This window comes from Streptomyces sp. NPDC054813, from assembly GCF_053611365.1.
The window spans coordinates 60,334-86,155 of sequence record NZ_JBSHAF010000031.1 but is presented as its reverse complement, the minus strand read 5'-3'; the positions used below and the strand labels follow the sequence as shown (position 1 = coordinate 86,155).

26 protein-coding genes are annotated in these 25,822 nt (G+C 72.1%); 18 read left to right on the top strand and 8 right to left on the bottom strand.

Features of this window, described 5'->3' with window-relative positions; all coding sequences use genetic code 11:
- Positions 1 to 160 precede the first annotated feature (160 nt).
- On the bottom strand, positions 161 to 1,549 hold the full coding sequence (locus ACWGJB_RS42660) for a glycoside hydrolase family 43 protein (RefSeq protein WP_453385404.1): 1,389 nt from the start codon (positions 1,547 to 1,549) through the stop codon (positions 161 to 163).
- A gap of 268 nt (positions 1,550 to 1,817) precedes the next feature.
- Between ACWGJB_RS42660 and ACWGJB_RS42655 the strand changes: the two genes are divergently transcribed.
- On the top strand, positions 1,818 to 2,798 hold the full coding sequence (locus ACWGJB_RS42655) for a Vgb family protein (RefSeq protein WP_453385403.1): 981 nt from the start codon (positions 1,818 to 1,820) through the stop codon (positions 2,796 to 2,798).
- A 23-nt stretch (positions 2,799 to 2,821) separates the two neighbouring features.
- Here ACWGJB_RS42655 and ACWGJB_RS42650 read toward each other — a convergent pair whose 3' ends face one another.
- Entirely contained in the window at positions 2,822 to 4,012 is a 1,191-nt protein-coding gene (locus ACWGJB_RS42650) for a cytochrome P450 (RefSeq protein ID WP_453385402.1), read from the bottom strand.
- The gene (locus ACWGJB_RS42645) at positions 4,009 to 4,716 is read right to left on the bottom strand and encodes a tRNA-dependent cyclodipeptide synthase (protein ID WP_453385401.1); all 708 of its coding nucleotides are present in this window, start codon (positions 4,714 to 4,716) and stop codon (positions 4,009 to 4,011) included. The genes ACWGJB_RS42650 and ACWGJB_RS42645 overlap by 4 nt, the downstream gene beginning before the upstream one ends.
- A 244-nt stretch (positions 4,717 to 4,960) precedes the next feature.
- Here ACWGJB_RS42645 and ACWGJB_RS42640 point away from each other — a divergent pair, with 244 nt between their 5' ends.
- From ACWGJB_RS42640 to ACWGJB_RS42620, 5 genes are all read left to right on the top strand, one after another.
- Positions 4,961 to 5,428, top strand: coding sequence for a hypothetical protein (locus tag ACWGJB_RS42640; protein ID WP_453385400.1), 468 nt, complete (start codon positions 4,961 to 4,963; stop codon positions 5,426 to 5,428).
- Between the two features lie 27 nt (positions 5,429 to 5,455).
- Positions 5,456 to 6,322 carry a fructosamine kinase family protein gene (locus ACWGJB_RS42635; RefSeq protein ID WP_453385423.1) on the top strand — a complete coding sequence of 289 codons (867 nt, stop codon included), beginning with the start codon at positions 5,456 to 5,458 and terminating at the stop codon, positions 6,320 to 6,322.
- A 176-nt stretch (positions 6,323 to 6,498) separates the two neighbouring features.
- On the top strand, positions 6,499 to 6,690 hold the full coding sequence (gene tgmA / locus ACWGJB_RS42630) for a putative ATP-grasp-modified RiPP (protein WP_450761317.1): 192 nt from the start codon (positions 6,499 to 6,501) through the stop codon (positions 6,688 to 6,690).
- 15 nt (positions 6,691 to 6,705) lie between these two features.
- Positions 6,706 to 7,650 carry an ATP-grasp ribosomal peptide maturase gene (tgmB, locus tag ACWGJB_RS42625; RefSeq protein WP_453385399.1) on the top strand — a complete coding sequence of 315 codons (945 nt, stop codon included), beginning with the start codon at positions 6,706 to 6,708 and terminating at the stop codon, positions 7,648 to 7,650.
- 86 nt (positions 7,651 to 7,736) lie between these two features.
- Positions 7,737 to 8,624 (top strand): Gfo/Idh/MocA family protein, encoded by an 888-nt coding sequence (locus tag ACWGJB_RS42620; protein ID WP_453385398.1) that lies wholly within the window; start codon positions 7,737 to 7,739, stop codon positions 8,622 to 8,624.
- 120 nt (positions 8,625 to 8,744) lie between these two features.
- Here the strand turns inward: ACWGJB_RS42620 and ACWGJB_RS42615 are convergent, their stop codons facing one another.
- Positions 8,745 to 9,653 (bottom strand): GNAT family N-acetyltransferase, encoded by a 909-nt coding sequence (locus ACWGJB_RS42615; protein ID WP_453385397.1) that lies wholly within the window; start codon positions 9,651 to 9,653, stop codon positions 8,745 to 8,747.
- 244 nt (positions 9,654 to 9,897) lie between these two features.
- Between ACWGJB_RS42615 and ACWGJB_RS42610 the strand changes: the two genes are divergently transcribed.
- A complete protein-coding gene (locus tag ACWGJB_RS42610; RefSeq protein WP_453385396.1) occupies positions 9,898 to 10,995 on the top strand; it encodes a PP2C family protein-serine/threonine phosphatase in 1,098 nt (365 codons plus the stop codon).
- A 21-nt stretch (positions 10,996 to 11,016) separates the two neighbouring features.
- Here ACWGJB_RS42610 and ACWGJB_RS42605 read toward each other — a convergent pair whose 3' ends face one another.
- Together ACWGJB_RS42605 and ACWGJB_RS42600 are read right to left on the bottom strand one after the other, a co-directional pair.
- A complete protein-coding gene (locus ACWGJB_RS42605) occupies positions 11,017 to 11,457 on the bottom strand; it encodes an Lrp/AsnC family transcriptional regulator (protein WP_453385395.1) in 441 nt (146 codons plus the stop codon).
- Positions 11,458 to 11,477: 20 nt separating this feature from the next.
- Positions 11,478 to 12,827, bottom strand: coding sequence for a transaminase (locus ACWGJB_RS42600; RefSeq protein ID WP_453385394.1), 1,350 nt, complete (start codon positions 12,825 to 12,827; stop codon positions 11,478 to 11,480).
- A gap of 345 nt (positions 12,828 to 13,172) precedes the next feature.
- Here ACWGJB_RS42600 and ACWGJB_RS42595 point away from each other — a divergent pair, with 345 nt between their 5' ends.
- Positions 13,173 to 13,640, top strand: a complete 468-nt coding sequence (locus ACWGJB_RS42595) for a hypothetical protein (RefSeq protein WP_453385393.1) — start codon at positions 13,173 to 13,175, stop codon at positions 13,638 to 13,640.
- 5 nt (positions 13,641 to 13,645) lie between these two features.
- Here the strand turns inward: ACWGJB_RS42595 and ACWGJB_RS42590 are convergent, their stop codons facing one another.
- Positions 13,646 to 13,819 carry a hypothetical protein gene (locus ACWGJB_RS42590; RefSeq protein ID WP_453385392.1) on the bottom strand — a complete coding sequence of 58 codons (174 nt, stop codon included), beginning with the start codon at positions 13,817 to 13,819 and terminating at the stop codon, positions 13,646 to 13,648.
- A gap of 233 nt (positions 13,820 to 14,052) precedes the next feature.
- Between ACWGJB_RS42590 and ACWGJB_RS42585 the strand changes: the two genes are divergently transcribed.
- The 7 genes from ACWGJB_RS42585 (at position 14,053) to ACWGJB_RS42555 (ending at position 20,857) form a co-directional block, all read left to right on the top strand.
- Positions 14,053 to 15,306: a serine hydrolase domain-containing protein gene (locus ACWGJB_RS42585; protein WP_453385391.1), complete on the top strand. Its 1,254-nt coding sequence runs from the start codon at positions 14,053 to 14,055 to the stop codon at positions 15,304 to 15,306.
- Positions 15,307 to 15,520: 214 nt separating this feature from the next.
- Complete coding sequence (locus tag ACWGJB_RS42580) at positions 15,521 to 17,032, top strand: ATP-binding protein (protein ID WP_453385390.1); 1,512 nt, start codon at positions 15,521 to 15,523, stop codon at positions 17,030 to 17,032.
- Complete coding sequence (locus ACWGJB_RS42575) at positions 17,029 to 17,451, top strand: roadblock/LC7 domain-containing protein (protein WP_360494230.1); 423 nt, start codon at positions 17,029 to 17,031, stop codon at positions 17,449 to 17,451. Before ACWGJB_RS42580 ends, ACWGJB_RS42575 begins: the two co-directional genes overlap by 4 nt.
- On the top strand, positions 17,448 to 17,810 hold the full coding sequence (locus ACWGJB_RS42570) for a DUF742 domain-containing protein (RefSeq protein WP_450761340.1): 363 nt from the start codon (positions 17,448 to 17,450) through the stop codon (positions 17,808 to 17,810). Before ACWGJB_RS42575 ends, ACWGJB_RS42570 begins: the two co-directional genes overlap by 4 nt.
- The gene (locus ACWGJB_RS42565; RefSeq protein ID WP_453385389.1) at positions 17,782 to 18,405 is read left to right on the top strand and encodes a GTP-binding protein; all 624 of its coding nucleotides are present in this window, start codon (positions 17,782 to 17,784) and stop codon (positions 18,403 to 18,405) included. Before ACWGJB_RS42570 ends, ACWGJB_RS42565 begins: the two co-directional genes overlap by 29 nt.
- Entirely contained in the window at positions 18,402 to 19,628 is a 1,227-nt protein-coding gene (locus ACWGJB_RS42560; RefSeq protein ID WP_453385388.1) for a cytochrome P450, read from the top strand. Before ACWGJB_RS42565 ends, ACWGJB_RS42560 begins: the two co-directional genes overlap by 4 nt.
- Positions 19,625 to 20,857, top strand: a complete 1,233-nt coding sequence (locus tag ACWGJB_RS42555; RefSeq protein ID WP_453385387.1) for a cytochrome P450 family protein — start codon at positions 19,625 to 19,627, stop codon at positions 20,855 to 20,857. The genes ACWGJB_RS42560 and ACWGJB_RS42555 overlap by 4 nt, the downstream gene beginning before the upstream one ends.
- A gap of 136 nt (positions 20,858 to 20,993) precedes the next feature.
- Here the strand turns inward: ACWGJB_RS42555 and ACWGJB_RS42550 are convergent, their stop codons facing one another.
- Positions 20,994 to 22,523, bottom strand: coding sequence for a helix-turn-helix domain-containing protein (locus ACWGJB_RS42550; RefSeq protein ID WP_453385386.1), 1,530 nt, complete (start codon positions 22,521 to 22,523; stop codon positions 20,994 to 20,996).
- A gap of 338 nt (positions 22,524 to 22,861) precedes the next feature.
- Here ACWGJB_RS42550 and ACWGJB_RS42545 point away from each other — a divergent pair, with 338 nt between their 5' ends.
- The 3 genes from ACWGJB_RS42545 (at position 22,862) to ACWGJB_RS42535 (ending at position 25,703) form a co-directional block, all read left to right on the top strand.
- Positions 22,862 to 23,482, top strand: a complete 621-nt coding sequence (locus tag ACWGJB_RS42545) for an L-threonylcarbamoyladenylate synthase (RefSeq protein ID WP_453385385.1) — start codon at positions 22,862 to 22,864, stop codon at positions 23,480 to 23,482.
- 108 nt (positions 23,483 to 23,590) lie between these two features.
- Positions 23,591 to 24,346, top strand: coding sequence for a dienelactone hydrolase family protein (locus tag ACWGJB_RS42540; protein ID WP_453385384.1), 756 nt, complete (start codon positions 23,591 to 23,593; stop codon positions 24,344 to 24,346).
- Positions 24,347 to 24,503: 157 nt separating this feature from the next.
- Complete coding sequence (locus ACWGJB_RS42535) at positions 24,504 to 25,703, top strand: glycoside hydrolase family 64 protein (RefSeq protein WP_453385383.1); 1,200 nt, start codon at positions 24,504 to 24,506, stop codon at positions 25,701 to 25,703.
- The last annotated feature ends 119 nt before the right edge of the window (positions 25,704 to 25,822 follow it).

The window sequence follows — 25,822 nt, the reverse complement described above, 5'->3', positions numbered from 1 at the left end:
TCAGCCAGCGCCACGCCCGGCACCATCCAGGCCGCCCATCCGTGGTGACGACACGCCCAACACCGCCCGGCTGGGTCAATCGCGACCGGCGGCACGGGGCCGTTCGGGGGTCTCTGGGCCCGTCGTCGGCGTGTCGCCGCCTGACGGGCCCGCTGCGGCGTCAGTAGCCGACGTGGAACGTGGCGTCGGCCAGCTCCGTGCTCGTGGACACGGGGTCGATGCGCAGCACGTAGTCGGAGTGGCGGATGTAGCGCGTCGGGTAGTTGTACGAGCGGAACGAGGACCAGGAGGAGTCGGCGAGACCGGCCGTCCGGTAGAACGTGGCGTCCTGGGCGAAGGCCGTCGTGCTGTCGTTCTCGTCGAGTTGCAGCTGGTAGTTGTAGTGGCGCAGGTAGCGGGTCGGGTAGTTGACCGACTGGAAGGACACGCCGCCGCTGTCGGCAAGGCCGGGGACCAGCTTCCACATGCCGTCGCTGTAGGGGTCGAAGGCGTACTCGTCGATCCGGCCGACGAAGTTGCTGTGCCGGACGTACCGGGCCGGGTAGTTGTAGGACTTCAGCCGGTTCCAGGTGGGGGCGCCCCACTTGGCGACGAGATTGCTGTACTCGGCCGAGGTGATGGGCTGGATGCCGCAGTGCTTGGAGTTGAGCGGCTGGGTGTAGGTCTTCTGGTCGAGGGCCGTCCAGGTGCCGGCGGACAGGGCACTGGTCTGCCAGGCGTAGAAGACGCCGTTCGGGGACCAGGTGTCGCCCCACAGGTACCAGGTCGAGCTGGAGGCTAGGGACTTGACCAGGGTCGGGGCCTCGGTGCCGTTGTGCGAGACGGCCGTGCTGAACTCGGTGAAGCTGCCCGGGTCCAGCGAGCCGGAACGGGCCCCGACCAGCGTCGAGTTCTTCTTGAAGTACAGGTAGTTGACGCCGTTCACACCGACCGCCAGGTCGCCGTCGATGACGTCGTAGCCGGGGTCGAAGAAGACCTGGGGGTCGCCGGCGGTCACGAAGTCACCGGTGTAGTTGATCATGATGACGTTGTGGCCGCTGGCGTTGACGGCGGAGTAGATGACGCCGTACTGGCCGCGGCCGGCGTCCCAGAACGCCTCGGGCGCCCAGCTGTGGGTGTCCATGTCGTGCAGCTTCATCCGCCGGTAGCCCGTGAAGCTGCGCAGGTCGGTGGAGTCCCAGACGTGGATGTACTGGCTGACGTAGGTCCAGTCGGTGCCGTTCAGGTCGGTGGCGAGCACCGTGAACGTGCCGTCCTGCTTGCGCAGGATGAACGGGTCTCGCAGGCCGAGGGAGCCCGCGGTGGGGGTCGCGACGGGGTTGTTCTGGTTGAGCGGGGTCCACTGGAGGCCGTCGGCGCTGACCGCGAGGTGCAGGCCGTAGTTGGCGGCCAGCATGTCCGGGGGCTCGGTGAAGTAGCACATCACGTAGGCCGAGTCGGTGGCCGCCCGGGCGGTTCCGGCGCCGAGGGCGAGGGCGCCGGTGGCGGCGAGGGGGACGGTCGCGGCCGCGCCGAGGAAGTGCCGGCGCGACAGGGGGGTGCCGTTCATGTGCGCTCCAGACGAAGAGGGGATGTTCGGTACTTCGAACGCGGTTCGGAGAGGCGATCAGAAACTAGAGGGACGCCTGGGGCGCGTCAATCCTTGCGTAACAAGGGAGTTACTCGGGTGTCCCTCGCCTGACGGCTCGGCCGAGCTCCCGGGCGCCCGCACTTGCCTTCCGGGGCACCTCCCCCGTCCGGACCGGTCGGGTCGTACGGCGGTGCGGCCGCGCCTAGCCTCGATCTGACAGTCCGTCTGACGAGGACCAGGACCCCGTATGCCCCGCCGACTCCCCCGACGCGTGCTCGCTCTCCTGCTCGGCGCCCTGACCGGCGTGACCGCCGTCGCGGCGCCCGCGCGCGCCGCAGGCGGCGGTGGCGTGACGGAGTATCCGATCACCACCACCGCCGACAGCCTGCCCGCCGGGATCACCGCCGGGCCGGACGGGGCGCTGTGGTTCACCCAGTCCGGAGCCGCCCGGATCGGGCGCATCGCGGCGGACGGCACCGTCACCGACCGCCGCACCCCGACCCCGGGCAGCGCGCCCTTCGCCATCACCCCGGGGCCGGACCACGCCCTCTGGTTCACCGAGCAGGCGGCCGGACGCATCGGACGGATCACCACCTCCGGCACCGTCACCGAGTTCGTCCTGCCCCGGGCCGCGAGCGCACCCGCCGGCATCACCCGCGGGCCCGACGGCGCCCTGTGGTTCACCGAACCGGGGACCAACCGGATCGGCCGGATCACGACCGCGGGCAGGATCAGCGAGTACCCGGTGCCCACCGCCGCCGCCCTCCCGTACGGCATCGCCGCCGGTGCCGGTGGTGCCCTCTGGTTCACCGAACTGGCCGGCGGCAGGATCGGGCGGATCGACACCACCGGCCGGATCACCGAGTTCCCGCTGGTGAGCCGCGCCGACTTCCCCGAGGACATCGTCGCCGGGCCCGGCGGGATGTGGTTCACCGCGTCCGGGTCGGACTCCGTCGACCGGATCGACGGCACCGGCCGGGTCACCCGGTACCCGCTGCCCGGAGCGGACGGCGACCCCGGCGGGATCGCCGCGGCGCCGGACGGCCGGGTGTGGTTCACCGACCGGTCCGGCCGCATCGGCCGGGTGTCGGCGGACGGCGGGATCACCGTCGTACCGGTGCCGGCCGGTCCCGACAAGTCGCCCTTCCGGCTCACGACCGGCCCGGACGGCACGGTGTGGTTCACCGAACTGCTGGGCAACGCGATCGGCCGGATCGAGCCGGCCTGAGAGAAGCCCGGCCGGAGCGGGTGCTACCAGATCACGGGCAGCCGCTCCGGGATGCGCTTCATGAAGCCGGTGCGCCACACCAGTTGGGCGGGCGGCACGGCGAGGGCGAGATCCGGCAGCCGGTCGAGCAGGACCTCCAGGGCGATCCGGGCGTGCGCCCGGCCCAGCGCGGTCGCCGGACAGTAGTGCGCTCCGCCGCCGAAGGAGAGATGGTCGGCGGTGTTGTCGCGGTGCACGTCGAAGCGGTGCGGGTCCGGGAACTTCTCCGGGTCCAGGTTGGCGCCCTCGACGAGGACCAGGACGAGGTCGCCCTTGCGGATGCCGGCGTCGCCGAGCCGGACGTCCGCCAGGGCGAGCCGGGGCAGCGCGTCGCCGATGGAGAGGTTCACCCGCAGCAGTTCCTCGATCCCCGGGCCGATCAGGTCCGGGCGGTCCCTGAGGAGATCGCGTGCCGTGGGACGGGTGAGCAGGTACACCAGGGCCATGGTGAGGAAGCCGGAGGTGGAGACGGTTCCGGCGCCGAACATGGTGACGCCGACGGTGGCCAGCATCTCCTCACTCGGACGGTCGTCGTCGAGGCTGTCCCGGAGTGCGGCGAGCTCGCCCATCAGGCCATGGGTGGCCGGGTCGTCGAGCAGGGCCGTCATCCGGGCGATGTCCCGGTCCCAGTTGATCCGGGCGCCGGTGACCGGGCACGCCGAGTTCATGAACGCGATGTCGAGGCTGCGCAGGAACGCCGGGGCCTCGGTCTGCGGGATGCCGAGGATGCGGCAGTGCATCCCTGCCGAGTACGGCTCGCAGAACGCGCCCCGCAGATCGGCCGTCGGTCCGTCCCCGACGAGCCGGTCGACCAGCCGGTGCGCCTCGGCGCGCAGCCACTCGGTGAGGCCCGGCGCCTTGGGGTTGAGGGCTTTGAGCACCGCTCGGCGCAGCCCGGCGCCGGTGATGTTGCCCATGTTGTTCACCACCTCGGGCGGGATGGTGAGCGCGTACTGGCGGGGCACGCCCGGTGCCGAGGTGTCCTTGAGGGAGAACCGGTCGTCGCGCAGCACCTGGTGGCACAGCCGGTACGACGACACCAGCCAGGCCTCGTCGCCGGCGATCGTGCGCACCCGCCGTACCGGGGTCGTGGCACGCAGGTCCCCGACCTCGTCCGGCACCCGGGTGCCGTCCCAGGAGAACGGGAAGGGCAGCAACTCCGTGACGGTGGTCATGCCGCGGCTCCTTCGACGGCGGGGGTGACGATCGCGTGCCCCTGGTTGCGGGAGGCGCGCAGTCCGGCGCCGCGGGCGTACAACAGCTCCGCCATCGGGAGCAGTTGGTGGTAGCAGTTGAGGGAGGACGGCACCTGGAGGATGGCGGGGGTGTCGAGGAAGAGCGGGGCCTCCGCGCACACGTACTCCAGGCACACGGCGCGCTGCCGGTCGCTCGCCTCCTCTCCTCTGTCCGAAAGGAAGCGGCTGACCAGGGAGTCGCAGACGGTCCGGAACTCGCCGTCCTCGTCCAGCCGGCCCCGCAGCAGGCGGTGGATCTCCTGGTAGGCGGCGTTGGTACGGAAGTGGGACATCGGCTGCCAGCGCAGCCGGGTGCCCTCCGGATCGGCCTCGGTGACGGCGTCCCGGACCTTGGCCCGCACCCCGCGCAGGTTCTTCACCGCCTTGCGGCGGGCCTCGTCGGGCGGATAGCCGGATGCCTCGTACATCTCGGCGACGTACAGGTCGGTGTAGACGAAGTCGACTCTGTCGAAGTGGTCCAGTCCCCAGTGGGCGAGGTCGTGCAGGCGCCGGGCGGAGAAGTAGCTGTTGCCCGGAGAGACGCCGATCACGGCGTGCGCGCCCTCGTCGTGGATGACTTGGCAGTGGGAGGTGTAGGGCTGAACCTCGAAGACGTCGGCCATCAGCACGGATGCTGTGGTCAAGGGGGATACCCTCCGCCGCGCGCTAGTCCCGGCGGGGCCCAGTGCCCCTGGTGTGGCGACGCGACGGCCCTCACGCTAGCCGTACCCGTCCGACACGGGTAGTTACCGCCTGGGTTTGGCCGGAACCTGTCGTAGCAATGGTGGAAGTCCCGTGGAAATGCACGTGCTTTCCGGCCGCGGAGATGGGATTCTCCTCTACGGTCCGATGAGTACCGTAGGGGGAGGTATCACCGCAGTGAACCGTATGCGCACTTCTTTCGGTGTCCTGGCTGCCGCCGGCGTCGTCACCGCTGCCCAACTGGGGCTCGCCACCGGCGCGTCCGCGCAGGCCGGGGCGGCGCGGAGCGCCGGCTGCCCGGTCGACATCGTCTATCCGAGCCGCTTCTACGTGAACTCGAGCGGCTGGGTCACCAACGGCGGCCTGTACTTCGCGGTGAAGAACACCAGCGCGAGCAAGAGCTTCAAGAAGGTCACGTTCACCGTGACGGATGTGAAGAACATCCGCTTCGGCAGTGCGACGGCCAAGGGCGGCAAGGTCAGCCACAAGACGTCGAAGACGGTGTCGGTGTACACGACGACACTGAAGAAGAAGACCAGTCTCGGCGTGAAGGTGCAGACGCATCTGCTGAACACCCATACCTACAAGGTGAAGTTCGCCCTGCACGGCACGGGGTGGAACTGCGCCGTCGACCAGGGCACCTGGGGGGCCTGAGCCCGGGCGGCCCCTGGTGCGGTGGCCGTGGTCGACGGCGGCGAAGGTCCTGGCGCGGCGGCCGCCCGGCTCACCGGGCGGCCGGTCTCGGCTGCGCGGGCACGGGCAGGCGGCCTGGCGGAGGTGACGCTCGCCGGCGGGCGGGCGGTGATGGTCAAGCGCGGCGCCGGGCCCGGCGCGGTACCGGCCGAGGCGGCCGGGCTGCGCTGGCTGGCCGCCGCCGGGGCGGTCGCGGTACCCGAGGTGCTGGGGCAGGACGAGCGGTGGCTGGTGACCGAGTGGGTCCCCACCGGGCGTCCGAGCGCCGAGGCGGCGACGCGTTTCGGCCACGCCCTCGCGGCTCTGCACGCCGCCGGGGCACCGGCCTTCGGGGCGGCACCACCGGACGGTCCGCGCGACGCCTGGATCGGCCTCGCCCCGATGCGCAACGAGCCGGGCACCGACTGGCCGCGCTGGTACGCCGAGCACCGCGTACTGCCGTATCTGCGGGCGGCGGTGGACCGTGGGACCCTGCGGCCCGGCGAGGCCGCGGTGGTCGAGCGGGTCTGCGAGCGGCTGCCGGAGTTGGCGGGCCCGCCCGAACCGCCCGCCCGGCTGCACGGAGATCTGTGGAACGGCAATGTCCTGTGGGGTACCGACGGCACGGTCCGGCTGATCGACCCGGCCGCGCACGGCGGGCACCGTGAGACCGATCTGGCGATGCTCCTTCTCTTCGACTGCCCGTACCTTGACCTGGTTCTGGAGGGGTACCAGGAAGTGGCCCCCCTCGCCGCCGGCTGGGCGGAGCGCGTGGCGGTGCATCAGCTGTTCCCGCTGCTGGTGCATACCGCGCTCTTCGGACGGGGCTACGCCGAACAGACCCTGGAGACATCCCGGACCATCGCGGGCATCTGACGCCGTCACATGCCGGACGGGCATGTGAAATCGGCCACGGGCGGGAACGATTCGCCGCTGATTTCCGGCTGGTTCCTTAACAAGCCCTTAATTAGGACTGAGATTACGCAGAGTAAGGAAACCAACCACGCGTTCGAATCGTATAAGTGCATGGAAGAACGAAACAGGGAGAGACCATGCAACCGTTCGCGCTCAACTATGCACGCCCCGCAGTGCAGTTGGACGTCATCACTCCGTACGCGTATGACTCCGGACTGCAGTTGAACGTTCTCCTCGATGGCCGGATCGCGGCCACCGATCACGCAACGCTCAGAGCCCTGGGGACCACGACCTCGACCGCGGGCTCCAAGACGCACTTCGACGACTGAGCGCGGACCCCGACGATGACTGTGCTCATCCTGACCAGTGACGAGGACGTGACGGCGGACATGGTGGTCCTCCGCCTGCACGAGGCCGGAGTGCCCGTCGTCCGCCTCGACCCTGCCGATCTGACCAGCGGTGTGGCCCTGTCGGGCGAGTTCGTGCAGGGCGCCAGCCGCGGGCATCTGTCCGTGAACGGGCGTCTGGTGAGCATGAACGGCCTCCGCTCCATCTGGGTGCGCAGGCCGGGAGTGGCGGCCGCCCGGGCCACCCAGCCGTCCACCTGGCTGACCGAGGAGTCCGAACAGGCGTTGTACGGCATGCTGCGCGGGACCGACGCGCGCTGGATGAACCATCCGGACGCGGCCCGCCGGGCCCGCCACAAGCCGTGGCAGCTGCGGCTGGCGCAGCGCAGCGGGCTCGCCGTGCCGGCGACGCTGATCACCACGTTCCCGCAGGCGGCCAGGGAGTTCGCGGAGCGCTTCCCGGACCTGGTGGTGAAGCCGGTGTCGGGCGCGCATCCGCAGGAGCCGCCGCGGGCGGTGCCGACCAGCCGGGTGGCGCCCGACGCCGACTTCTCGGCGGTGGCCTTCGGGCCGACGCTGTTGCAGCGGCGGGTGGCCAAGCGGGCCGACATCCGGCTGACGGTGGTCGGCGAGCGGCTGCTGGCCGCCCGCAAGCCGGTGAGCCCGGACGCGCAACCCGACGACGTGGACGTCCGGTTCGCCCCGTCCGTCTCTCCCTGGCTGGCGGCTGAGGTGCCGCCGCGAGTCGCCGAGACCGTTCACACGTATATGAAGGACGCCGAGCTGTCCTACGGTGCCTTCGACTTCGCGGAGGATGCCGACGGCATCTGGTGGTTCCTGGAGTGCAACCAGTCGGGCCAGTTCGGTTTCGTCGAGATGGACACCGGTCAGCCGATCGCCGAGACCATCGCCGGCTGGCTGGCGCACGGCACGGAGCAGTAGCGGCCCTACGTCGACGGCGGGCGGAGCACGACGCCTTGACGGTCTGGGCGAGGATGTGGCACCGGGCACGGAGAAAGGAACGGGAGATGCGCATCGGACTGCTGGGGACGGGCCCCTGGGCATGGGCGGCCTACGCCCCCGCGCTGGCGGGGCACGGATCGCTGGACTTCACCGGGGTGTGGGGCCGCCGCCCGGAGGCCGCGGTGGAGCTGGCCGGGGAGTACGGGGTCCGGGCGTACGACGACGTCGACGCGCTGTTCGCCGACGTCGACGCGGTGGCCGTGGCGCTGCCGCCGGCCGTGCAGGCGGAACTGGCGGTGCGGGCCGCGGCGGCGGGTCGGCATCTGTTGCTGGACAAGCCCCTCGCCCTCGGCGTCGCCGAGGGGCGGGCGGTGGTGGAGGCGGCCGAGCGGGCCCAGGTCGCCTCGGTGGTCTTCTTCACCACCCGCTTCCAGAGCGAGCCGGAGGCATGGATCGGTGAACAGGCCGGCACGGCGGGCTGGTTCACGGCGCGGGCGCAGTGGCTGGGGTCGGTGTTCACCGACGGGAGCCCGTTCGCGGCGTCGCCGTGGCGGCGGGAGAAGGGCGCGCTGTGGGACGTGGGCCCGCACGCCCTGTCCGTGCTGCTGCCGGTCCTGGGCGACGTACGGCGGGTGGCGGCCGCCGTGCACGGCCCCGCGGACACCGTTCATCTCGTCCTCGACCACGCCACGGGGGCGTCGAGCACGGTGACCCTGAGCCTGACGGCTCCCCCAGCGGCGGCCGGGGCCGATGTGGAGCTGCGGGGCGCGGCGGGGGTGACGCTGCTGCCGAGGAGTGCGGAAGGAGCGGTCCCCGCCCTGTCCCGGGCCGCCGACGCCCTGGTCACCGCCGCCCGCACAGGCCACCCGCACCCCTGCGACGCCGCGTTCGCCCTACGGGTGACCGAGATCCTCACGGAGACGGAGACCCTGCTGGGCAAGGACATCGACTAGCGGTCCGCCACGGGGTCGTCGCTCCGCCTCGACCAGGCCCGGTCCCCCCGATGGGCAACAGGAACCTCAACAGGAACCGGGGACCGGGCCGTACGGCGAGAGCACCGCGTCGTCAGCCTGTCACCCGGCGCTGACCGCGACCGAGGCCCAGAAGTTCACCCGCTCCCGGACGACCGGGTAGCCCGCCTTGGCGAAGTGCGCGGCCATCGGGAAGTTGCCCTGGTCGGTGGCGGCGCCGATGGCCTCCGCGCCCTGCTCGACGAGGAAGCGGGTGCACTCGACGAGCAGGTCGTAGGCGTAGCCGTGCCCGCGTTGTCCGGGCAGGACGCCGATGAACCCGATGCACGGCCCGGACGGATTGCGGGCCGGGATGTGGATGCCGACCGGCTCCCCGTCGGGCGTGCGGGCCATCTGCCACCACTCGCGGGGCGAGGGGAACCAGTGGAAGATCTCCAGGTCCTCCTGGGCCGCCAGCTCCACTCCCCCTTTCGCGACGGCCCGGCGGGCGTGGGCGTCGAGGGTCGCGGAGCTGATGCCGCGCAGGATGGCGAGGAAGACCGAGTCGTCGGGTTCGGGGGTGAAGACGAGACGGCCGGGCCGCTCGGGCAGGCCGCACTCGGGGGTCCAGCGGTAGTTGTAGCGCTCCACCAGCAGTTCGTAGCCCGCCTTGCGGGCGGCGCTGAAGCGGGTCTCGGCGGCTGTGCGCAGCGCGGGGACGTCACGCCAGCCCGCGGGCAGGTCGAGCTCCAGTTCGTCGGCCTGCCAGGGCGCACTGCGCAGCAGCTCGGCGCCGGCCTCCTCCTCGCCCTCGGCCACGTCGAACCAGTTGACCAGAAGCGGCTCGGTGTCCTCCGGCCCGCCCCACCAGGCGGCGCGGGCGACCACCCGGCCGTCGCGCAGGGCGACCCGCTTCCAGTCGGGGCGGTAGCGGGTGCGCCGGTGTGTCTCGCGCAGGCGCAGGGGGTCGGGCAGGGCGTCGAAGAGGGGGGCGGTGCTGTCGTCGAGCGTACGGATGACCGGATCGGTCACGGATTCCTCCGGGATGTGTGCTGCGAGAAGCGCTCCCGGGTCAGCTCTGACCTGTCACGCCCGGACGTCGGGGAGGGAGCGCGGGATGGGTGTGATGGACATCGCACTCGCCTCCTTCCGTCCGGTCCTGGCGTGCGGCTCACACATTAGGGCCGCCGGTCAGGGAACGTCCACGGAAATTTCCACCGCGGCCTGTGAAGATCCCTGCGCGACCGGTGTCCGGGCACGGGCGTAACTTGGGGATGTGACTTCGGTGCGCGGCTGGTCGCCGCGTGACTACCGGGACGGGCGTGGCTGGTTGCAGGGTGCACCGCCGCCGCGCTGGGTGCGGGTGCTGCCCGTGCTGCTGCTCCTCGTGGTGACCGTGGCGACGCTGGTCAGCCCCGACGGAAGCGACTTCGGCTTCCTGCTCGGGGCCATCCCGCCGCTGGCTGTGCTGTCGTACGGCCCGCTGGCGACCGCCGTGCTCAGCTGCCTGGTCGTGCTCCTGCTGAACGTGCCCGCCACCCATCTGAACCATCCCGGCGACACCGACCTGCTCACGGTCACGTTCGTCGCCGTACTGAGCGTGTTCGTGTCCTATGTGCGCAGTCACCGGGACGCCCAGCTGGTCACCGAGCGGGCGGTGGGCGAGGCGGTGCAGCGGTCCGTGCTGCCGCCGCTGCCTGAGCGGGTGGGCGCGGTGCGCTGTACCGGGCTGTACCGGGCCGCACAGCACGGCACGCTGGTCGGCGGGGACTTCTTCGACGTGCGGGACGGGCCCTTCGGCGTGCGGGCGGTGATGGGGGACGTGCGCGGGCACGGGCTGGCCGCCGTCTCCACCGTGGTGTCGCTGCTCGGCGCGTTCCGGGAGGCGGTCCTCGACCAGCCGGACCTGGAGTCGGTGGCGGCGCGGATGGACCGCCGGCTGTCGGTGGACTCGGCCGACGTACCGAACGCGGAGTTGTTCGCGACGGCCCTGCTGCTGGAGTTCTCCGCCGATCTGCGGTCGGTGCGGGTGGTGGCCTGCGGTCACCCGGCGCCGGTGCTGCTGCGCGACGGCCGGGCCCAGGAGCTGGCCGTCGCGCCGGGGGCACCGGTGGGGCTCGCGCTCGCGGGGGTGGAACCGCCGAAGGAGGTCACGGTCGAGCTGGGACCCGGCGACCGGCTGTTCGTCGCCTCGGACGGCGTCTGGGAGGCCCGCGACCAGGCCGGGCGCTTCTATCCGCTCCCGGAGCGGCTGGCCGGGTTCGCCGGTGCGGAGGCGGCCGAGCTCACCGAACTGGTGTGGGCCGACCTGTCCCGGCGCTGTGAGGTGCGGGACGACGCCACCATGCTCGTCCTGGCGCCCGGCATCACCTGAGGCCCCGGCCCACGTCCCGGCTCAGCCCACGTCCCACAGGAAGCGGTGGGTGTGGATGCCGAAGTACGGGAACGAGCGGACCTCGCGCACGCCCTCGACCGGCCGGACCACGTCGTTGACGAAGTCGAGCAGGTCCTTCGGGCCGGGGGTGACCACCTCGGCGAACAGGTCGAAGCCGCCCGAGGTGAACACCGAGTACACCACCTCGGGGTGTGCGGCGAGGGCATCGGCGACGGCTCGGGGGTCGCCGTCCACGCCGACGCCGAGCAGCGCCATCGCCTGGCCGCCCATGGCCATCGGATCGGTGACGCCGACGACCTGCACGGCCCGGGAGTCCAGCAGGCGCTGCAGCCGCTGCCGGGCCGCGGAGGCGGACAGGCCGACCCGGGGGCCGAGGTCGGCGTAGGCGATCCGGCCGTCGGTCTGCAGTTCGCGCAGGATGGCCCGGTCGATGTCGTCCATGTGCACCTGGGCTCCCTTCCTCAGCCGGCGAGTTCGAGCAGGGCGGCGCCGAACACCGCGGTGTGGGTGTCGACGTCCTGCTCGGTGGTGTCGGGGCACATCAGGGCCATGTTGTGGAACGGGGTCAGGAGGATGCCCCGGTTGGCGAGGTAGAGGTGCAGGAAGTCCTCCAGCTCGGGGTCGGCGGCGGCCGCGGACTCGGTGCCGGTGCGCGGGGCCGGGGCGGCGAAGCGGTACTCGGTGCGGGCCCCGAGCCGGCTGACCGACCAGGGCAGGTCGTGCGTCTCGACGGCCTGCCGGACCCCGGTCTCGAAGCGTGCGGAGAGCCGCGCCATACGGTCGAACGCCTCGTCGGTGAGGACGTGCTCCAGGGTGGCCCGGGTGGCGGCGACCGAGAGCGCGTTGCCGGCGAGGGTGCCGCCGACCCCGCCCATGTCGACCAGGTCCAGGTCGGCACGGGCCAGCAGGCGCTCGGCGAGGTCGGCGGAGAGGCCGTAGGCGCCGGCCGGGATGCCGCCGCCGATGGCCTTGCCGATGGTCAGCAGGTCCGGTTCCAGGGCCCAGGCGGCCGTGCAGCCGCCGGGGCCGGCGGAGAAGGTGTGCGTCTCGTCGTTGATCAGCAGCGTGCCGTACTGCCTGGTCAGGGCGCGCACGCCGGCCAGGTAGCCGGGTTCCGGCAGGACGATGCCGATGTTGGTGAGCGCGGGTTCCATGAGTACGGCGGCCACGTCGCCGTGGGCGAGTTCGCGCTCCAGCTGCGCCAGGTCGTTGAACTCGGCGACCCGGCTGGTCAGGGTGACGTCACAGGGCGCGCCGACGTTTCCGGGGCGGGGCGCGCCCTGGCCGTCGGGGCCCACGACGATGAGCGACTCGTCGACGCTGCCGTGGTAGCTGTAGCTGTTCACCAGGATCTTCGGGCGGCCGGTGACGGCCCGGGCGAGCCGGATCGCCCAGCGGTTGGCGTCGGTCGCGGTGAGCGAGAAGCTCCAGCGGGCCAGCCCGAAGCGGCGGGTCAGCTCCGCGCCCACCCACTCCGCGTCCTCCGTCGGCAGCATCGCGGTGGCCCCGCCCAGCTCGGCGAACCTGCGGTGCACCGCCTCTGTCACGACTGCCGGCGAGTGACCGGCCATCGCGCCGGTGTCGCCGAGGCAGAAGTCGATGTAGGTGTGCCCGTCGACGTCGGTGACCCGGGCGCCGCGCGCGGTCGCCAGGTAGCGCGGGAACGCGCCGGCGGTCTTGTTCATCCAGGTCATCGGGACCCGGCCGAAGAGATGGCCGGCGTCGGCATATGCCGCCCGGGAGCGGGGATTTCGCCGCTCGGCCTCGGCGCTCTCCCGGGTCAGCAGGGCGTGCAGTCGGGTGCGGTCCATGGAATACCCCTGGTCGGGAGCGGCGACGACGGAATATCGGGAGCCTACGACCGATACCGGTGCCCTATCAAGAGCTGACACTCGAATCGATTGCCACAACGATTGATTCGAGCGTCGACTCGTCCGGGAGGCGCCCGGGAGGCGGCCGTCGCGCCGATCAACAAGCGAACCGACACTGGGTGTTCGAACATTCGCCCCAAAACGCCAGGGTTCGCCACCCCTTCCGCCACGTAGAAATATCTACCAGCATGCATATGCCGGGTTGGCGTGCGAACGCGCCGAGTGCCCGGCGTCGGTCGTTCCCTGCGTCCGAAACAGGTGAGCGGTGATCCCCCGGAGCAGTGGATGACGAACGCGATGTGGATGCAGGGTGTGGAATGGCTCGCGGCGGCCTCGGCGGACCCCCGGGCGTGCAAGTGGGAGTGGGACCACGGAGAGGGCGTCGCGCTGCTGGAGGCGGGCCGCTACTGGGACGTGCTGAGCGTCCCGGACCGGCTCGGTCTGCTCACGCTGGACCTGCTGTGGCGGCCGTCCCTGCCGGTGCCCGGGCCGACCCTGGCGGACAGCGCGGCGGGCCGGATCGGTTTCTTCCTGCCGCCCGATCCGTCCGGCGGCTGGATCGGCTCGGGTCTTCGCTACGCGACCAAGGGCGCATGGGTCGCCGTACCACCGCCGTACCGGCCCGCGCGGTATCTGGAGTGGCTGGTGCCACCGGACGGCAGCGGCGCGCTGCACGTGCCGGGCACGCTGGAGCCGGCGCTGCAGGAGGCCAACGGCACGCTGGCGGTGCTGGCCCCGATGTACGGGGAGTAGCAGAGTCAGCGGCGGGGCGGCGGGACGAACACGACGGCGCGCCGGCTCTCGGGTTCGGCCGGCACGGTACGGCCCTGGTCCCGCCACTCCCGCAGGAGCTGGGCGTAGATCGGCTCGCGGGAGCGGAGGGCGCGCGGCTCCCCGACCGGGCGCCTGGGCGTGGGGGAGGATCCGTCCATACCGGAGCAACGCCCGGAACGCGCCGGTGGTACGCGCCGTCCGACGCGCTCACCGGGTCGGGTGAGAACACCCCCCGATCGGGCCTGGCCGTCGGTCCTACAAGCATTCCGGCGGACGTTCCGGCGGCCTGTGGCCGACAGGCGCCGTCGGGTGCGCGCTCGTATCCTGTGGAGTCAGGGTTCCGACGTCCGACCCCACCGCACGTTCCTTCTCACGTGCTTGGAGTCAGCCCATGTCGCACATCTCCGCCATGCTGCGCGGCGGGGCCGCGATCGCCGTCGTACTGGGAGCGCTGACGGTGCCGCTCGCCGGAGGGGCGGCCGCCTCCGTACCCGCCGCGTTCGCCGCACCCTCGCCCACCCCGTCACCGTCACCCTCGGGCAGTTCCGACGTCCGTGCCATGACCCCGGCCGTGGCCCGCCACCTCGACGCGGCCGTGCGGAAGGTCATGCGCGAGGCGAACGTGCCCGGTGTGACCGTCGGCGTCTGGACACCCGGCCGGCCCGACTACGTTCGCTCGTTCGGGGTCGCGAACAAGGAGACCGGGCAGAAGATGTCGTCCGACCTGTACATGCGGATCGGCAGCGAGACCAAGATGTTCACCGTGACGGCCGTGCTGCAACTGGTCGACCAGGGCAAGGTGAGCCTGGACGACCCCATCGGCAAGTACCTCGACGGGGTGCCGAACGGCGACCGGATCACCCTGCGGGACCTGGCCGGGATGCGCAGCGGGCTGTTCAACTACTCCGAGGACGACCGCTTCTTCAAGGCGCTGACCTCTGATCCGCAACGCCCCTTCACGCCGCAGGAGTTGCTCGCCTACTCCTTCGAGCACCCGGTGATGTTCCAGCCGGGGCAGAAGTTCTACTACTCCAACACCAACCTGATCCTGCTCGGCCTGCTCGTCGAGAAGGAGAGCGGGCAGCGACTCGGCGACTACCTCCGGGAGCATGTCCTCGCTCCGGCGGGCATGAGCCACACGGTGTTCCCGACCGGGAACGAGTTCCCCACCCCGCACGCGCAGGGCTACACCGACCAGACGGCGACCGGAAAGGTCGAGGAGACCGCCGGCTGGGACCCCTCCTGGGCCTGGGCGGCCGGGGCGATGATCTCCGACCTGGACGACCTGCGCACCTGGGCGCGTACGGCGGCCACCGGGGCCTTCCCCGACGGCACGACCATGGTCGGTCCGGCCGTCCAGAAGCAGCGGCTGACGACCCCGTCGACGGGGATCCCGGGCGCCGGGTACGGCCTCGGCATCTTCGACGTCCAGGGCTGGATCGGGCACAACGGCTCACTGCCGGGCTACGAGGCCCTGACCGTCTATCTGCCGTCGGCGCGGACGACCGTGGTCGCCCTGCTGAACACCGACATCAGCTACCGGGGGAACATCGAGCCCAGCACCCTGTTCGGCCAGGCGGTCACCCGGATCATCTCGCCCGCCCACGTCTTCGACCTGCCGGCGCCGGCCGCCGCCACCCGCTGACGCACGAAACGCATAGGGCCCAACTCACCTTCTGCGCACGGCATTTCCGACAGTTGACACAGAAGCGAACACTCGCCGAGCAGATTCGAAGCGATGTAACGATTCACCGTGCGGGGCCGGTCGATGACGGTGTGTACTGTGCTGCGAGCGCCACATGGGAGGGCCCTGGGCTCCCCGTGCCCACTGCTGCCCTACTCCCCTGGAAACCGATTCCATGATCGAATTGCCGGAACTGGTGGCCGGCGGTCTCGCCGCCGGAACGCTCTCCGCGCTCGCGCTCGGCGGCAGCCTGCTGCGGACCCGGCGCCAGAAGGCGGCGCTGCGGGCCGAGGTGACGGAGTTGCGCGCCCGACTGGCAGGCACCGAGGGCACGTTCATCACCGAGATCGAGCATCTGGCCGCCCGCCGGATGCCCGCGGCCGCCGCGCAGCTCACGCATCCGCACCTCAAGGTGCCGGGGCCGGCCGGGCAGCAGATGCCCGGGACCCCCACGGGGATCGCGCTGGAGTACGTACTCACCGCACTGCGCGAGGAGTTGACCGCACAGCGCACCCGCATCGACGCGGCCGCACAGGCCGGCCTGCGGGGCGCCACCCGGGAGATCCAGGCCGCCCTGTACCGCCTGCAGGACGCTCTGCGCGGGCTCCAGCAGCGCTACGACGACCCGGAGTTGGCGCAGACGCTGTTCGCGTTGGACCACGAGAACGAGCAGTCGCTGCGGCGGGCGCAGGTGGCCGCGGTGGTGTGCGGGGCCTGGGTGGGGCTGGCCCGCGAGGAGTCCCACGTGGTGGACGCCGTCACCGGTGGCCAGGCCCGGCTCGCCGGCTACCACCGGGTCACGGTCCACAACCATCTGGAGCCGGGCACCGCCCTGGTGTCCCACGCGGTCGAGCCGGTCGCCATCATCGTCGCCGAACTCCTCGACAACGCGCTGCGCCACTCGGCACCGGACACCGACGTCGTGGTCAATCTGGAGCACGTCCACCACGGGGTGTGCGTCACGGTCGACGACGCCGGCCTCGGCATGACGCAGGACGAACGGGCCCGCGCCCAGCGGCTGGTGGCCGGCAGCGAACCGATCCTGCTGACCGACCTCGGCGATCCGCCGCGCATGGGCCTGGCCGCGGTCGGCCAGCTCACCCGCCAGTTCGACCTGAGCGTCGACGTCTCCACCCCCTCGCCGTACGGCGGAGTGCGCGCGGTGCTGCGGGTCGACAGCCATCTGCTCGGCCGGATCGACCCGGACGTACGGCCGCCCTCGGCCAGCGCGCCGCGCTCGACGCGCGAGCGCACGGTGGTACGCCGGAAGCCGGCAGGCGAGCCGGCCGTGCACGAAACGCCGTCGAGCCGGCCCGCCGTGGACGGGACGCCGTCGGCCGAGCCCCCGGCACCCCCGGCACCCCCGGCTCCCGCGCCCGCGGCTCCGACACCCCCGGCTCCCTCACCCGCGGCTCCCGCACCCGCCGCGGTCGTCCCCGGAGCCGAGCACGAACGCGCCCCCGGCCATCAAGAGCCCGGTGACCTGGGCGGTCTGCCGCAGCGGCGGCGTCGTACCCGTCCCGACGCCCCCGGCGTACCGCGGCAGCAGCCGGCCGCCCGGCGGCCCGAGGAGGCGGCCGCCGCGCTCGCGGCCCTGCAGTACGGCACCGCGGCGGCGCGGACCCCCAAGCGGGCCGACGCGCCCGATCCCCAACGGACCGACGACGAAGGAGGAGCGGCCAGATGACCAGCCGCGATGCGGGCGAGACGGCATGGGTGCTGGATCCGATCCTGCAGGTACCGCATGTACTGGCCGCCGTCCTGCTCACCCGGGACGGCCTCGCGACGGGGTACACCGATGCCCTGTCCCAGGCGACCGCCGAGCGGGTGGCCGCGATCACCAGTACCGTGCAGGGCGCCTGCCGGGCCGCGGCCGCCGCGTTCGCGGACCGGGACCGGGCCGAGGTACGGCAGGTGGTCGTCGAGTCGGACCACGGGTACGTACTGATCGTGCCGACCGACCACGGCACCTGCGTGGCCGCCTACGGCGACCCGGAGGTACGGCTGGACCTGCTGGCGCACCGGGTGCACTCGCAGGTCGCCCGGCTCGGCGAGAAGGCGATGGCGGCGGCGCCCAGAGGCTCCGACGGCGGCGCGCCGGCATGACCGGCCGCCGTGGCGGCCGTCCCCTGGTCCCCGCGTATCTCTCCACCGGCGGGGTGGCCCGGCCCAGCCGTCCGCATCTGGAACGGCTGACGGTGCTCACCCGTGACGGGACACCCCTGCCGGCCGGTCTGCCCGCCGCCGAACAGGCTCTGCTGGAACTGCTGTCCGGTGGTGCGCTGACGCTGGTGGAGGCGGCGGCGCTGCTGCGGCTGCCGGTCTCCGCCGTCCGGGTGCTGGCCGCCGACCTCGTCGACCGGGACCTGGTCCAGGCCCGCGCGCCGATCCCGCCCGCCGAACGGTTCGACCCCGACCTGCTGAAGAGAGTGGCCGATGGCCTCCGCGCCCTCAAGCACCGGTGAGCTGCCCCGCGCGGGCGGCCCTCATCTCCCCGACTCCGCCCGCGACTTGGTGAAGATCCTGGTCACCGGTCCGTTCGGGGTGGGCAAGACGACCCTGATCGACTCGGTGTCGGAGATCCGCCCGCTGCACACGGAGGAGCACCTCACCGAGGCCTCCGTCCATGTCGACGAACTCGACGGGGTGCGGGAGAAGGAGACGACGACCGTCGCGATCGACTTCGGGCGGATCAGCCTGGCCGGCGGCATCGTGCTCTACCTGTTCGGGACGCCGGGGCAACAGCGGTTCCGGACGCTGTGGGACGACATCTCCTACGGGGCTTTGGGCGCCCTGGTCCTGGTGGACAGCCGCCGTATCGACGCCTCCTTCGACGTGCTGGGGCTCGTGGAGGAGGCGGGGCTGCCGTACGCGGTCGCCTTCAACGCGTTTCCCGACGCGCCCAGCCACTACACGGGCGAACAGCTGCGCGCCGCCCTGGACCTGGAGCCGGGCACCCCGATGGTGACCTGTGACGCCCGCGACCCGCACTCCTCGGTCGACGCGCTGCTCGCCCTCGTACAGCATCTGATCGACGACCGGCCGGCGGAGGCCCGATGACCGTGCAGCAGTCCTTCACCGTCTCCGGACCGGTGCGTCTGTGGGAGGACGGCTTCGCCCGGAACCCGCACGGCTACTACGCGGCGCTGCGGGCCCAGGGCCCGGTCGGCTGGGCGGAACTCGCGCCGGGCACGCCCGCGTACGTGATCACCGAGCGGCACGCCGCCCTCGACGTGCTGCGGGACGTGGAGACCTTCTCGCACGACCCGCGGGGCTGGGAGGCCACCGTCCCCGAGGACTCCCCGCTGCTCGGCATGATGCGCTGGCGGCCCAACGCCCTGTTCTCCGACGCCGACGCCCACATCCGCTACCGCACCAGCCTCATCGACGTGTTCGACCTGATCGAGCCGCACGATCTGCGCGCGCTGGTGCACCGGGCGGTACGGCTGCTGGTGGACCGTTTCGGGCCGCGCGGCGAGGCCGATCTCGTCACCGACTTCACCCGGCCGCTGATGGCGCTGGTGTTCAACAACCTGTTCGGGCTGCCGGACAGCCAGGGCGACCGGCTCAACGAGGGCCTCCTGAAGATGATGGAGGGCGGCGCGCAGGCGGCTGAGGGCGAGGCGGAGTTCGCCGACTACGTGCTGCGACTGGTCGCCGCCAAGGTCGCGGAGCGCGGCGAGGACCTGCCGAGCATGCTCCTGGACCATCCGGCCGGGCTGACCCCGGAGGAGGTCACCTGGCAGGTGTTCCTCACCCTTGGCGCGGGATACGAGCCGACCACGAACCTGGTGTCCAACGCGCTGTCCCGGATCCTCGGCAACTCCCTCTACTACTCCACGCTGACCAGCGGCGCCCGCCCGGTCATGGACGCGGTGGTCGAGGTGCTGCACCACGAGACCCCGCTGGCCAACTACGGGATCTACTACGCCCGTCGGCCCGTCTCCTTCCACGGGGCGTGGGTCAGGCCGGCGATCCCGGTGGTCGTCTCCTTCGGTGCCGTGGGCCTGTTCGCCGAGCGTGAGGTCACCAACGGTCGGCGGGGCGGTGACGCCTCGCACCTGTCGTGGGGCGCGGGCCCGCACGCCTGCCCGGTGCGGCACCACGCGCTGCTCATCGCGACCGAGGCGATCGAGCGGCTCACCCTGTGGCTGCCCGACCTCGACCCGGTCCTGCCCCGCGAACGGCTCAGCTGGCGGCCCGGCCCGTTCCACCGCTCGCTGACGTCCCTGCCCGTCCGGTTCAGCCCCCGCTCCCCCGACCAGCCTGGAGAGTCGTCGTGACCATCACCGACCGCATCGCTCTCGACCCGTTCGGCTCCGACATCCCGGCGGAGAGCGCACGGTTGCGCGCCCTCGGCCCCGTCGTGCCCGTCGAACTGCCCGGCGGCATACCCGCCTGGGCACCCACCGGCTACGACGTCCTCAAGGAGCTGATCCTCGATCCCCGGGTCAGCAAGGACCCGCGCAAGCACTGGCGGTTGTGGCCGGAGATCGGCGAACACCCCTCCTGGGGCTGGGTGGTCAGCTGGATCGGCGTGGTCAACATGCTCTCCGCCTACGGCCCCGACCACACCCGGCTGCGCAAGCTGGTCGCGCCGAGCTTCACGCACCGGCGCACCGAGGCGATGCTGCCGCGCGTCACGGCCATCGCCGGGGAGTTGCTCGACGCGGTGGCGGCCGCGGGCGCCGACGGCTCGGTGGTGGACCTCCGTGCGGAGCTGGCGCATCCGCTGCCCATGCGGATGATCTGCGAACTGTTCGGGGTGCCCGACGAGATGCGGGCGGACACCGGCGAGCTGATCGCGGCCATCATGGACACCTCCGACCCGAGCCCGGAGCACGCCGCGTCCGTGCAGGAGCGCATCGGCGCGGTCCTCGGCGGGCTGATCGCGTACAAGGCCACCCACCCCGGCGACGACATGACCACGGAGCTGATCCGGGTCCGCGACGAGGACGGCGACCGGCTCAGCGACGAAGAACTGCTGTACACGCTGCTGCTGGTGATCGGCGCCGGGTTCGAGACCACGGTCAACCTGATCGGCAACGCGGTGGTGGCGCTGCTGACCCATCCGGTGCAGTTGGCGGCGGTACGCGCCGGGACGGTCGGCTGGGACGCGGTGATCGACGAGACGCTGCGGGTTCACCCGTCGATCGCCTCGCTGCCGCTGCGGTTCGCGGTGACCGACCTGAAGGTGGCGGACGTCACCGTTCCGGCCGGGGACGCGATCATCACGACGTACGCGGCGGCGGGCCTGGACCCGGAGCAATACGGGGCGGACGCGGACGTGTTCGACGCGGCGCGCGGGGCCGACGACCATCTCTCGTTCGGGCTCGGGGTGCATCGCTGCATCGGCGCGCCGCTGGCCCGGGCGGAGGCGCTCGCCGCGTTGCCCGCCCTGTTCGACCGCTTCCCGGGACTGCGGCTGGCGGTCGGGGCGGAGGAGCTGCGGCAGGTGCCGTCGTTCATCGCCTTCGGCTGGCAGGAGATCCCGGTACGGCTCGGGGCGTGAGTCCCGGGGCATGGATTCGGGGTCGCGGGGGCTGCGACCGGTCCCCCGTTCCGGTCGTGCCCCCGCGGAACGTGAACTTACGTGCGGATCCGGCCGTTGGGTACCGCGTCGGTGCCCGATCGGGCACCCGGAGGACTCACCCGTGCACAGGTGAGTCCGGTTGGCCCGGATTCGCCCGGAGCAGGACGGGGGCGGTGAGGTCCCCGAGGGCGAGGTGGGCCAGGACGACCTCGTACAGGTCGGTGCCGGCGGCCAACAGCTGACGCTCCAGGACGGGTTCGGCGCCCCGGACGTGTTCGCGGACGGTCTGGGCGTGCACCCCCAGGTCCTGGGCGGCGCGTTCGGCGTTGCCGCCGGCGGAGATCCAGGCGCGCAGGGTGCCGCGCAGATCACGGCCGTCCCGGGTCAGCCGGTCCAGCAGGTCGTGCGCCCAGGCGCGCAGCCCGGGCCCGGCCAGCAGGTCCCCGAGCCGCGCGCCGGACGCCTGCGGTGCCGTGGCGCCGAGGTCCTCCGTCCGGGCCGCCTGGGTGTTCAGGGCCAGATGGGCGGTGGCGCGCACGGCGAGGTCGGAGAAGTCGGCGCCCAGCAGGGCCTCGACGCGGTCCATGCGGGCCCGGACGGTGTTGCGGCTGACGCCGAGGACCTTGGCCGCGCTGACGGCGGTGAACTCCAGGCCGAGGCGGGTGGTGGCGAGGAGTTCCGCGCGGGTGTGGTGGGGCAGGGTGTCGAGCGGCCGGAGCACGGCGGTGGACCAGGCGTGCAGCGCGGCGGGGTCCATCAGCCGTTCCGGGTGGGTGCGTTCGGCGTAGACGGCGGCCTGGTCGGGCCGGAAGTGGGCGACGGCGAGGGCGCTGATGGCCTGGCCGTAGGCGGTGGCGGTGCGGGCGAGGCTCTGCCGGACGCTGCCGCCGAGGAAGGTGCCGGGGCGGCCGTCGACGAGCGCGCGCAGCCACTGCCCCGCCCTGGGCGCGGGGCTGACGACGATGACATGGCCGTCGACCGCGGGACAGCGCACGACCAGGGCCTGGCCGCGGGTGATGTCGAGGCAGTCCTCGGCAAGCCCGTCGCGTTCCGCAGGGTGCCCCTCGACGACGTACACGCAGGCGCTGTCGGTGTCGAGGAGGCCGGGCCACAGGCCGGCGGCGACCCGGCGGGCGGAGACGGTGTCCTCGACCATCAGCAGTTGCAGGATGGCCAGGCGCAGGTCGGCGGTGGCCCGCCGGAGCCGGCGCCCGGCGGCCGTCGACTCGCGCTCGCGCAGCAGGAGTTCGACGACGCCGGCGGTGTGGGTGACGATCTCGGCGGCACGCCGGTCGAAGGGGACGGCGCGGGCCACGGCGAGCAGCGAGGTGGCCGCCGAGCGCGGGTCGGGGGCGCGGACGGAGACCAGGCGGAGGTGGCGGTCGCCGTCCTGGACGGCGGCCGCGGAGATCCGGCCGGCGACCACCTCGGCGACGAGGCTGTCGTCGAGGGACAGCCGCTCCCCGGCGAGCAGGGTGCCGTCGGCGCCCTGGAGACAGACGGTGGCCTGCACCGCGCGGGCGAGCCAGGTGACCACCCGGCGCGGATCGCGGGCACCGGGGCGCAGATGGTCGAGGAGTTGCGCGGCCCACGTGTCGCCCTGGGGTGTCGAGGGGTGCGGGCTCTCCCCTGCCCGGCCTGCCATCTCGCCCTGCTCCTCGTCCCTAGCGTCGGCGTCGGCCTACGGACGTTACCCGATGAACCTGGGCAGGTCCCGACCGCCGGAACAACTCCGCCGGCGGCCCTCGGGGGAAGGGCCGCCGACGAAGAACGCCTCACCCGGGGCCGGGGGGAGGGCCCTCGGGCGGCTGAGTAGGCGGGTTCCCCGGGATTCCGGCGGGCATGCACACGAATTTCCCGCGGACCCGACTCGGTGGTTCGTGGGCCACCGATGACCGCGACGAGCGTCGCGGCGGCCCGGGTCGCGGCCCGTCCCGTCGCGTCCGCGCGGCCGTCCGGTCCGGTACGGCATAAGCTCGTCGGATGGCGAAGTACTTCGACGTGCACCCCGACAACCCGCAGCCGCGCAGCATCTCCCAGATCGCCGACGCGGTGCGCTCGGGGTCACTCATCGCATACCCGACCGACTCCTGCTACGCGCTGGGCTGCCAGCTCGGCAGCCGGGACGGCATCGACCGGATCCGCGGCATCCGGCACCTGGACGACCGGCACCATTTCACCCTGATGTGCCGCGACTTCGCCCAGCTGGGCCAGTTCGTGCGCGTCGACAACGACGTGTTCCGGGCCGTGAAGGCGTCGACCCCCGGCAGCTACACCTTCATCCTCCCGGCCACCCGGGAGGTGCCGCGCAAGCTGCTGCACCCGAAGAAGAAGACCGTCGGGGTGCGCATCCCCGACCATGTGGTCACCCAGGCGCTGCTGGCGGAGCTGGGCGAACCGCTGCTGTCCAGCACTCTGCTGCTGCCGGACGAGAAGGAGCCGCTGACCCAGGGCTGGGAGATCAAGGACCGGCTCGACCACCAGGTGGACGCGGTGGTCGACTCCGGGGACTGCGGCACCGAGCCGACCACGGTCATCGACTTCTCCAGCGGGGAGGCGGAGATCGTGCGCCGGGGCGCGGGCGACACCTCGCGCTTCGAGTGAACTCGAGGATCCCCCGTCCACGGCTCTCTCACCTTGGCGTGCCACGATGATCGGGACATGCCGCGCCGGGTGTCCCCGACGCCGACTCCACAGAGAGGCACTTGCGCCATGACCGCCGTACAGGGAACCGACGTGGACATCACCACCGAGGACGGCGTCGCCGACGCCTACCTGGCCCACCCCGCCGACGGCCTCCCCCACCCGGGTGTGCTGTTCTACCAGGACGCCTACGGCATCCGTCCGCACCTGAAGTCGATGGCGGACCGGCTCGCCGGCGCGGGCTACACCGTCCTGCTCCCCAACGTCTTCTACCGCAGCGGCCGCACGCCGGTCATCGACCTCCCGGAGTTCATCGACCCCTCGGTGGACCCGACGATCTGGCAGCGGATCATGCCGATCATGATGTCGCTGACGCCCGAGTCCAGCGACCGGGACTCGGCCGCCTACCTGGACTGGTTCGCCGAGAGCCCGCTGGTGGCCGACGGGCCGGTGGCGATCACCGGCTACTGCATGGGCGCCCGGCTGGCCGTGCGGACCGCCGCCGCGTTCCCGGACCGGGTTGCGGCCGCGGGCGGCTTCCACGGCGGCCGGCTGGTCACGGACGACGCGGACAGCCCGCACCTGCTGGCCGACCGGATCACCGCGGAGCTGTACTTCGGCTTCGCGGACCAGGACCAGTCGATGACCGAGGAGCAGATCCGCACCTTCGAGGAGACGCTCACCGCCGCCGGGGTCCGCAACACCTGCGAGATCTACCCGGCCGCCGCGCACGGTTACACCCAGGCCGACACCCCGGAGTACTCCGCCGAGGCCGCCGAGCGTCACTGGGACGCGCTGCTGGGTCTGCTGAAGCGCACCTTCTGAGCGGAGCACAGCGGTACATCGGGGGCCCGTCGGTCGACGGGCCCCCGATTCTGTCCCACTCATTGACATGCACTCGCCCCACCGCCAGTCTGAGAGCGCTCTCAGACTGGTACGGACCAATGTTCGTACGACCCCGACCCCCACACGGAGGTGGAGAGTGCGCACAGGACTCGCACGCCGGACGCTGCCCCTGACGGCCGCGGCGGCACTGATCGGCGGAGTGCTCACCCTGGGCACCCCGCACCCGGCCGACGCGGCGGTACCGGACACGATCCCACTGAAGATCACGAACAACTCCGGCCGCGGCGACCAGGTGTACGTGTACGACCTCGGCACCCAGCTCAGCACAGGACAGCAGGGCTGGGCCGACGCCAACGGCACCTTCCACGCCTGGCCGGCCGGCGGCAACCCGCCGACCCCGGCGCCGGACGCCTCGATCACGGGCCCGGCGGCGGGTCAGTCGAAGACGATCCGGATCCCGAAGTTCTCCGGCCGGATCTACTTCTCCTACGGCCAGAAGCTCGACTTCAGACTGACCACCGGCGGCCTGGTGCAGCCCGCGGTGCAGAACCCGACCGACCCCAACCGCAACATCCTCTTCAACTGGTCCGAGTACACGCTCAACGACTCGGGTCTGTGGATCAACAGCACCCAGGTGGACATGTTCTCGGTGCCGTACGCGGTCGGGGTGCAGCGCGCCGACGGCAGCACGGCCAGCACCGGGCATCTCAAGTCGGGCGGCTACAACGGGTTCTTCAGCGCCCTGCGCGGGCAGCCCGGCGGCTGGGCGAACCTGATCCAGACCCGGTCCGACGGCACCGTGCTCCGCGCGCTCTCCCCGCTGTACGGCGTGGAGACCGGGGCGCTGCCGTCGACCGTCATGGACGACTACGTCAACCGGGTCTGGTCCAAGTACTCGACGTCGACCCTCACCGTCACGCCGTTCGCCGACCAGCCGAACACCAAGTACTACGGCCGGGTCTCGGGGAACGTCATGAACTTCACCAACTCCGCCGGAGCGGTGGTGACGAGCTTCCAGAAGCCGGACGCGAACAGCATCTTCGGCTGCCACAACCTGCTCGACGCACCCAACGACCAGGTACGCGGACCGATTTCACGCACGCTCTGCGCGGGCTTCAACCGGTCGACGCTGCTGACCAGTGCGAACCAGCCGGACAACAACCCGGCCGACTTCTACCTGGACACGGTCACCAACCACTACGCGCGCAAGATCCACGCGCAGATGGCCGACGGCAAGGCGTACGCCTTCGCCTTCGACGACGTCGGCAACCAGGAGTCGCTGGTCAACGACGGCAATCCGCAGCAGGCGTACCTCACGCTGGACCCGCTGAGCTGACACGGCCGAGGGGGGGGCCCCCCCGCCGCCGGGGGGGGGCGGGCGCCCAGTACCCTGAGCTACCCCCGGCGCGCGCGCGGGGGCGGGGGGCCGAGCCTGGGGTGTGGGGGTCGGGCAGC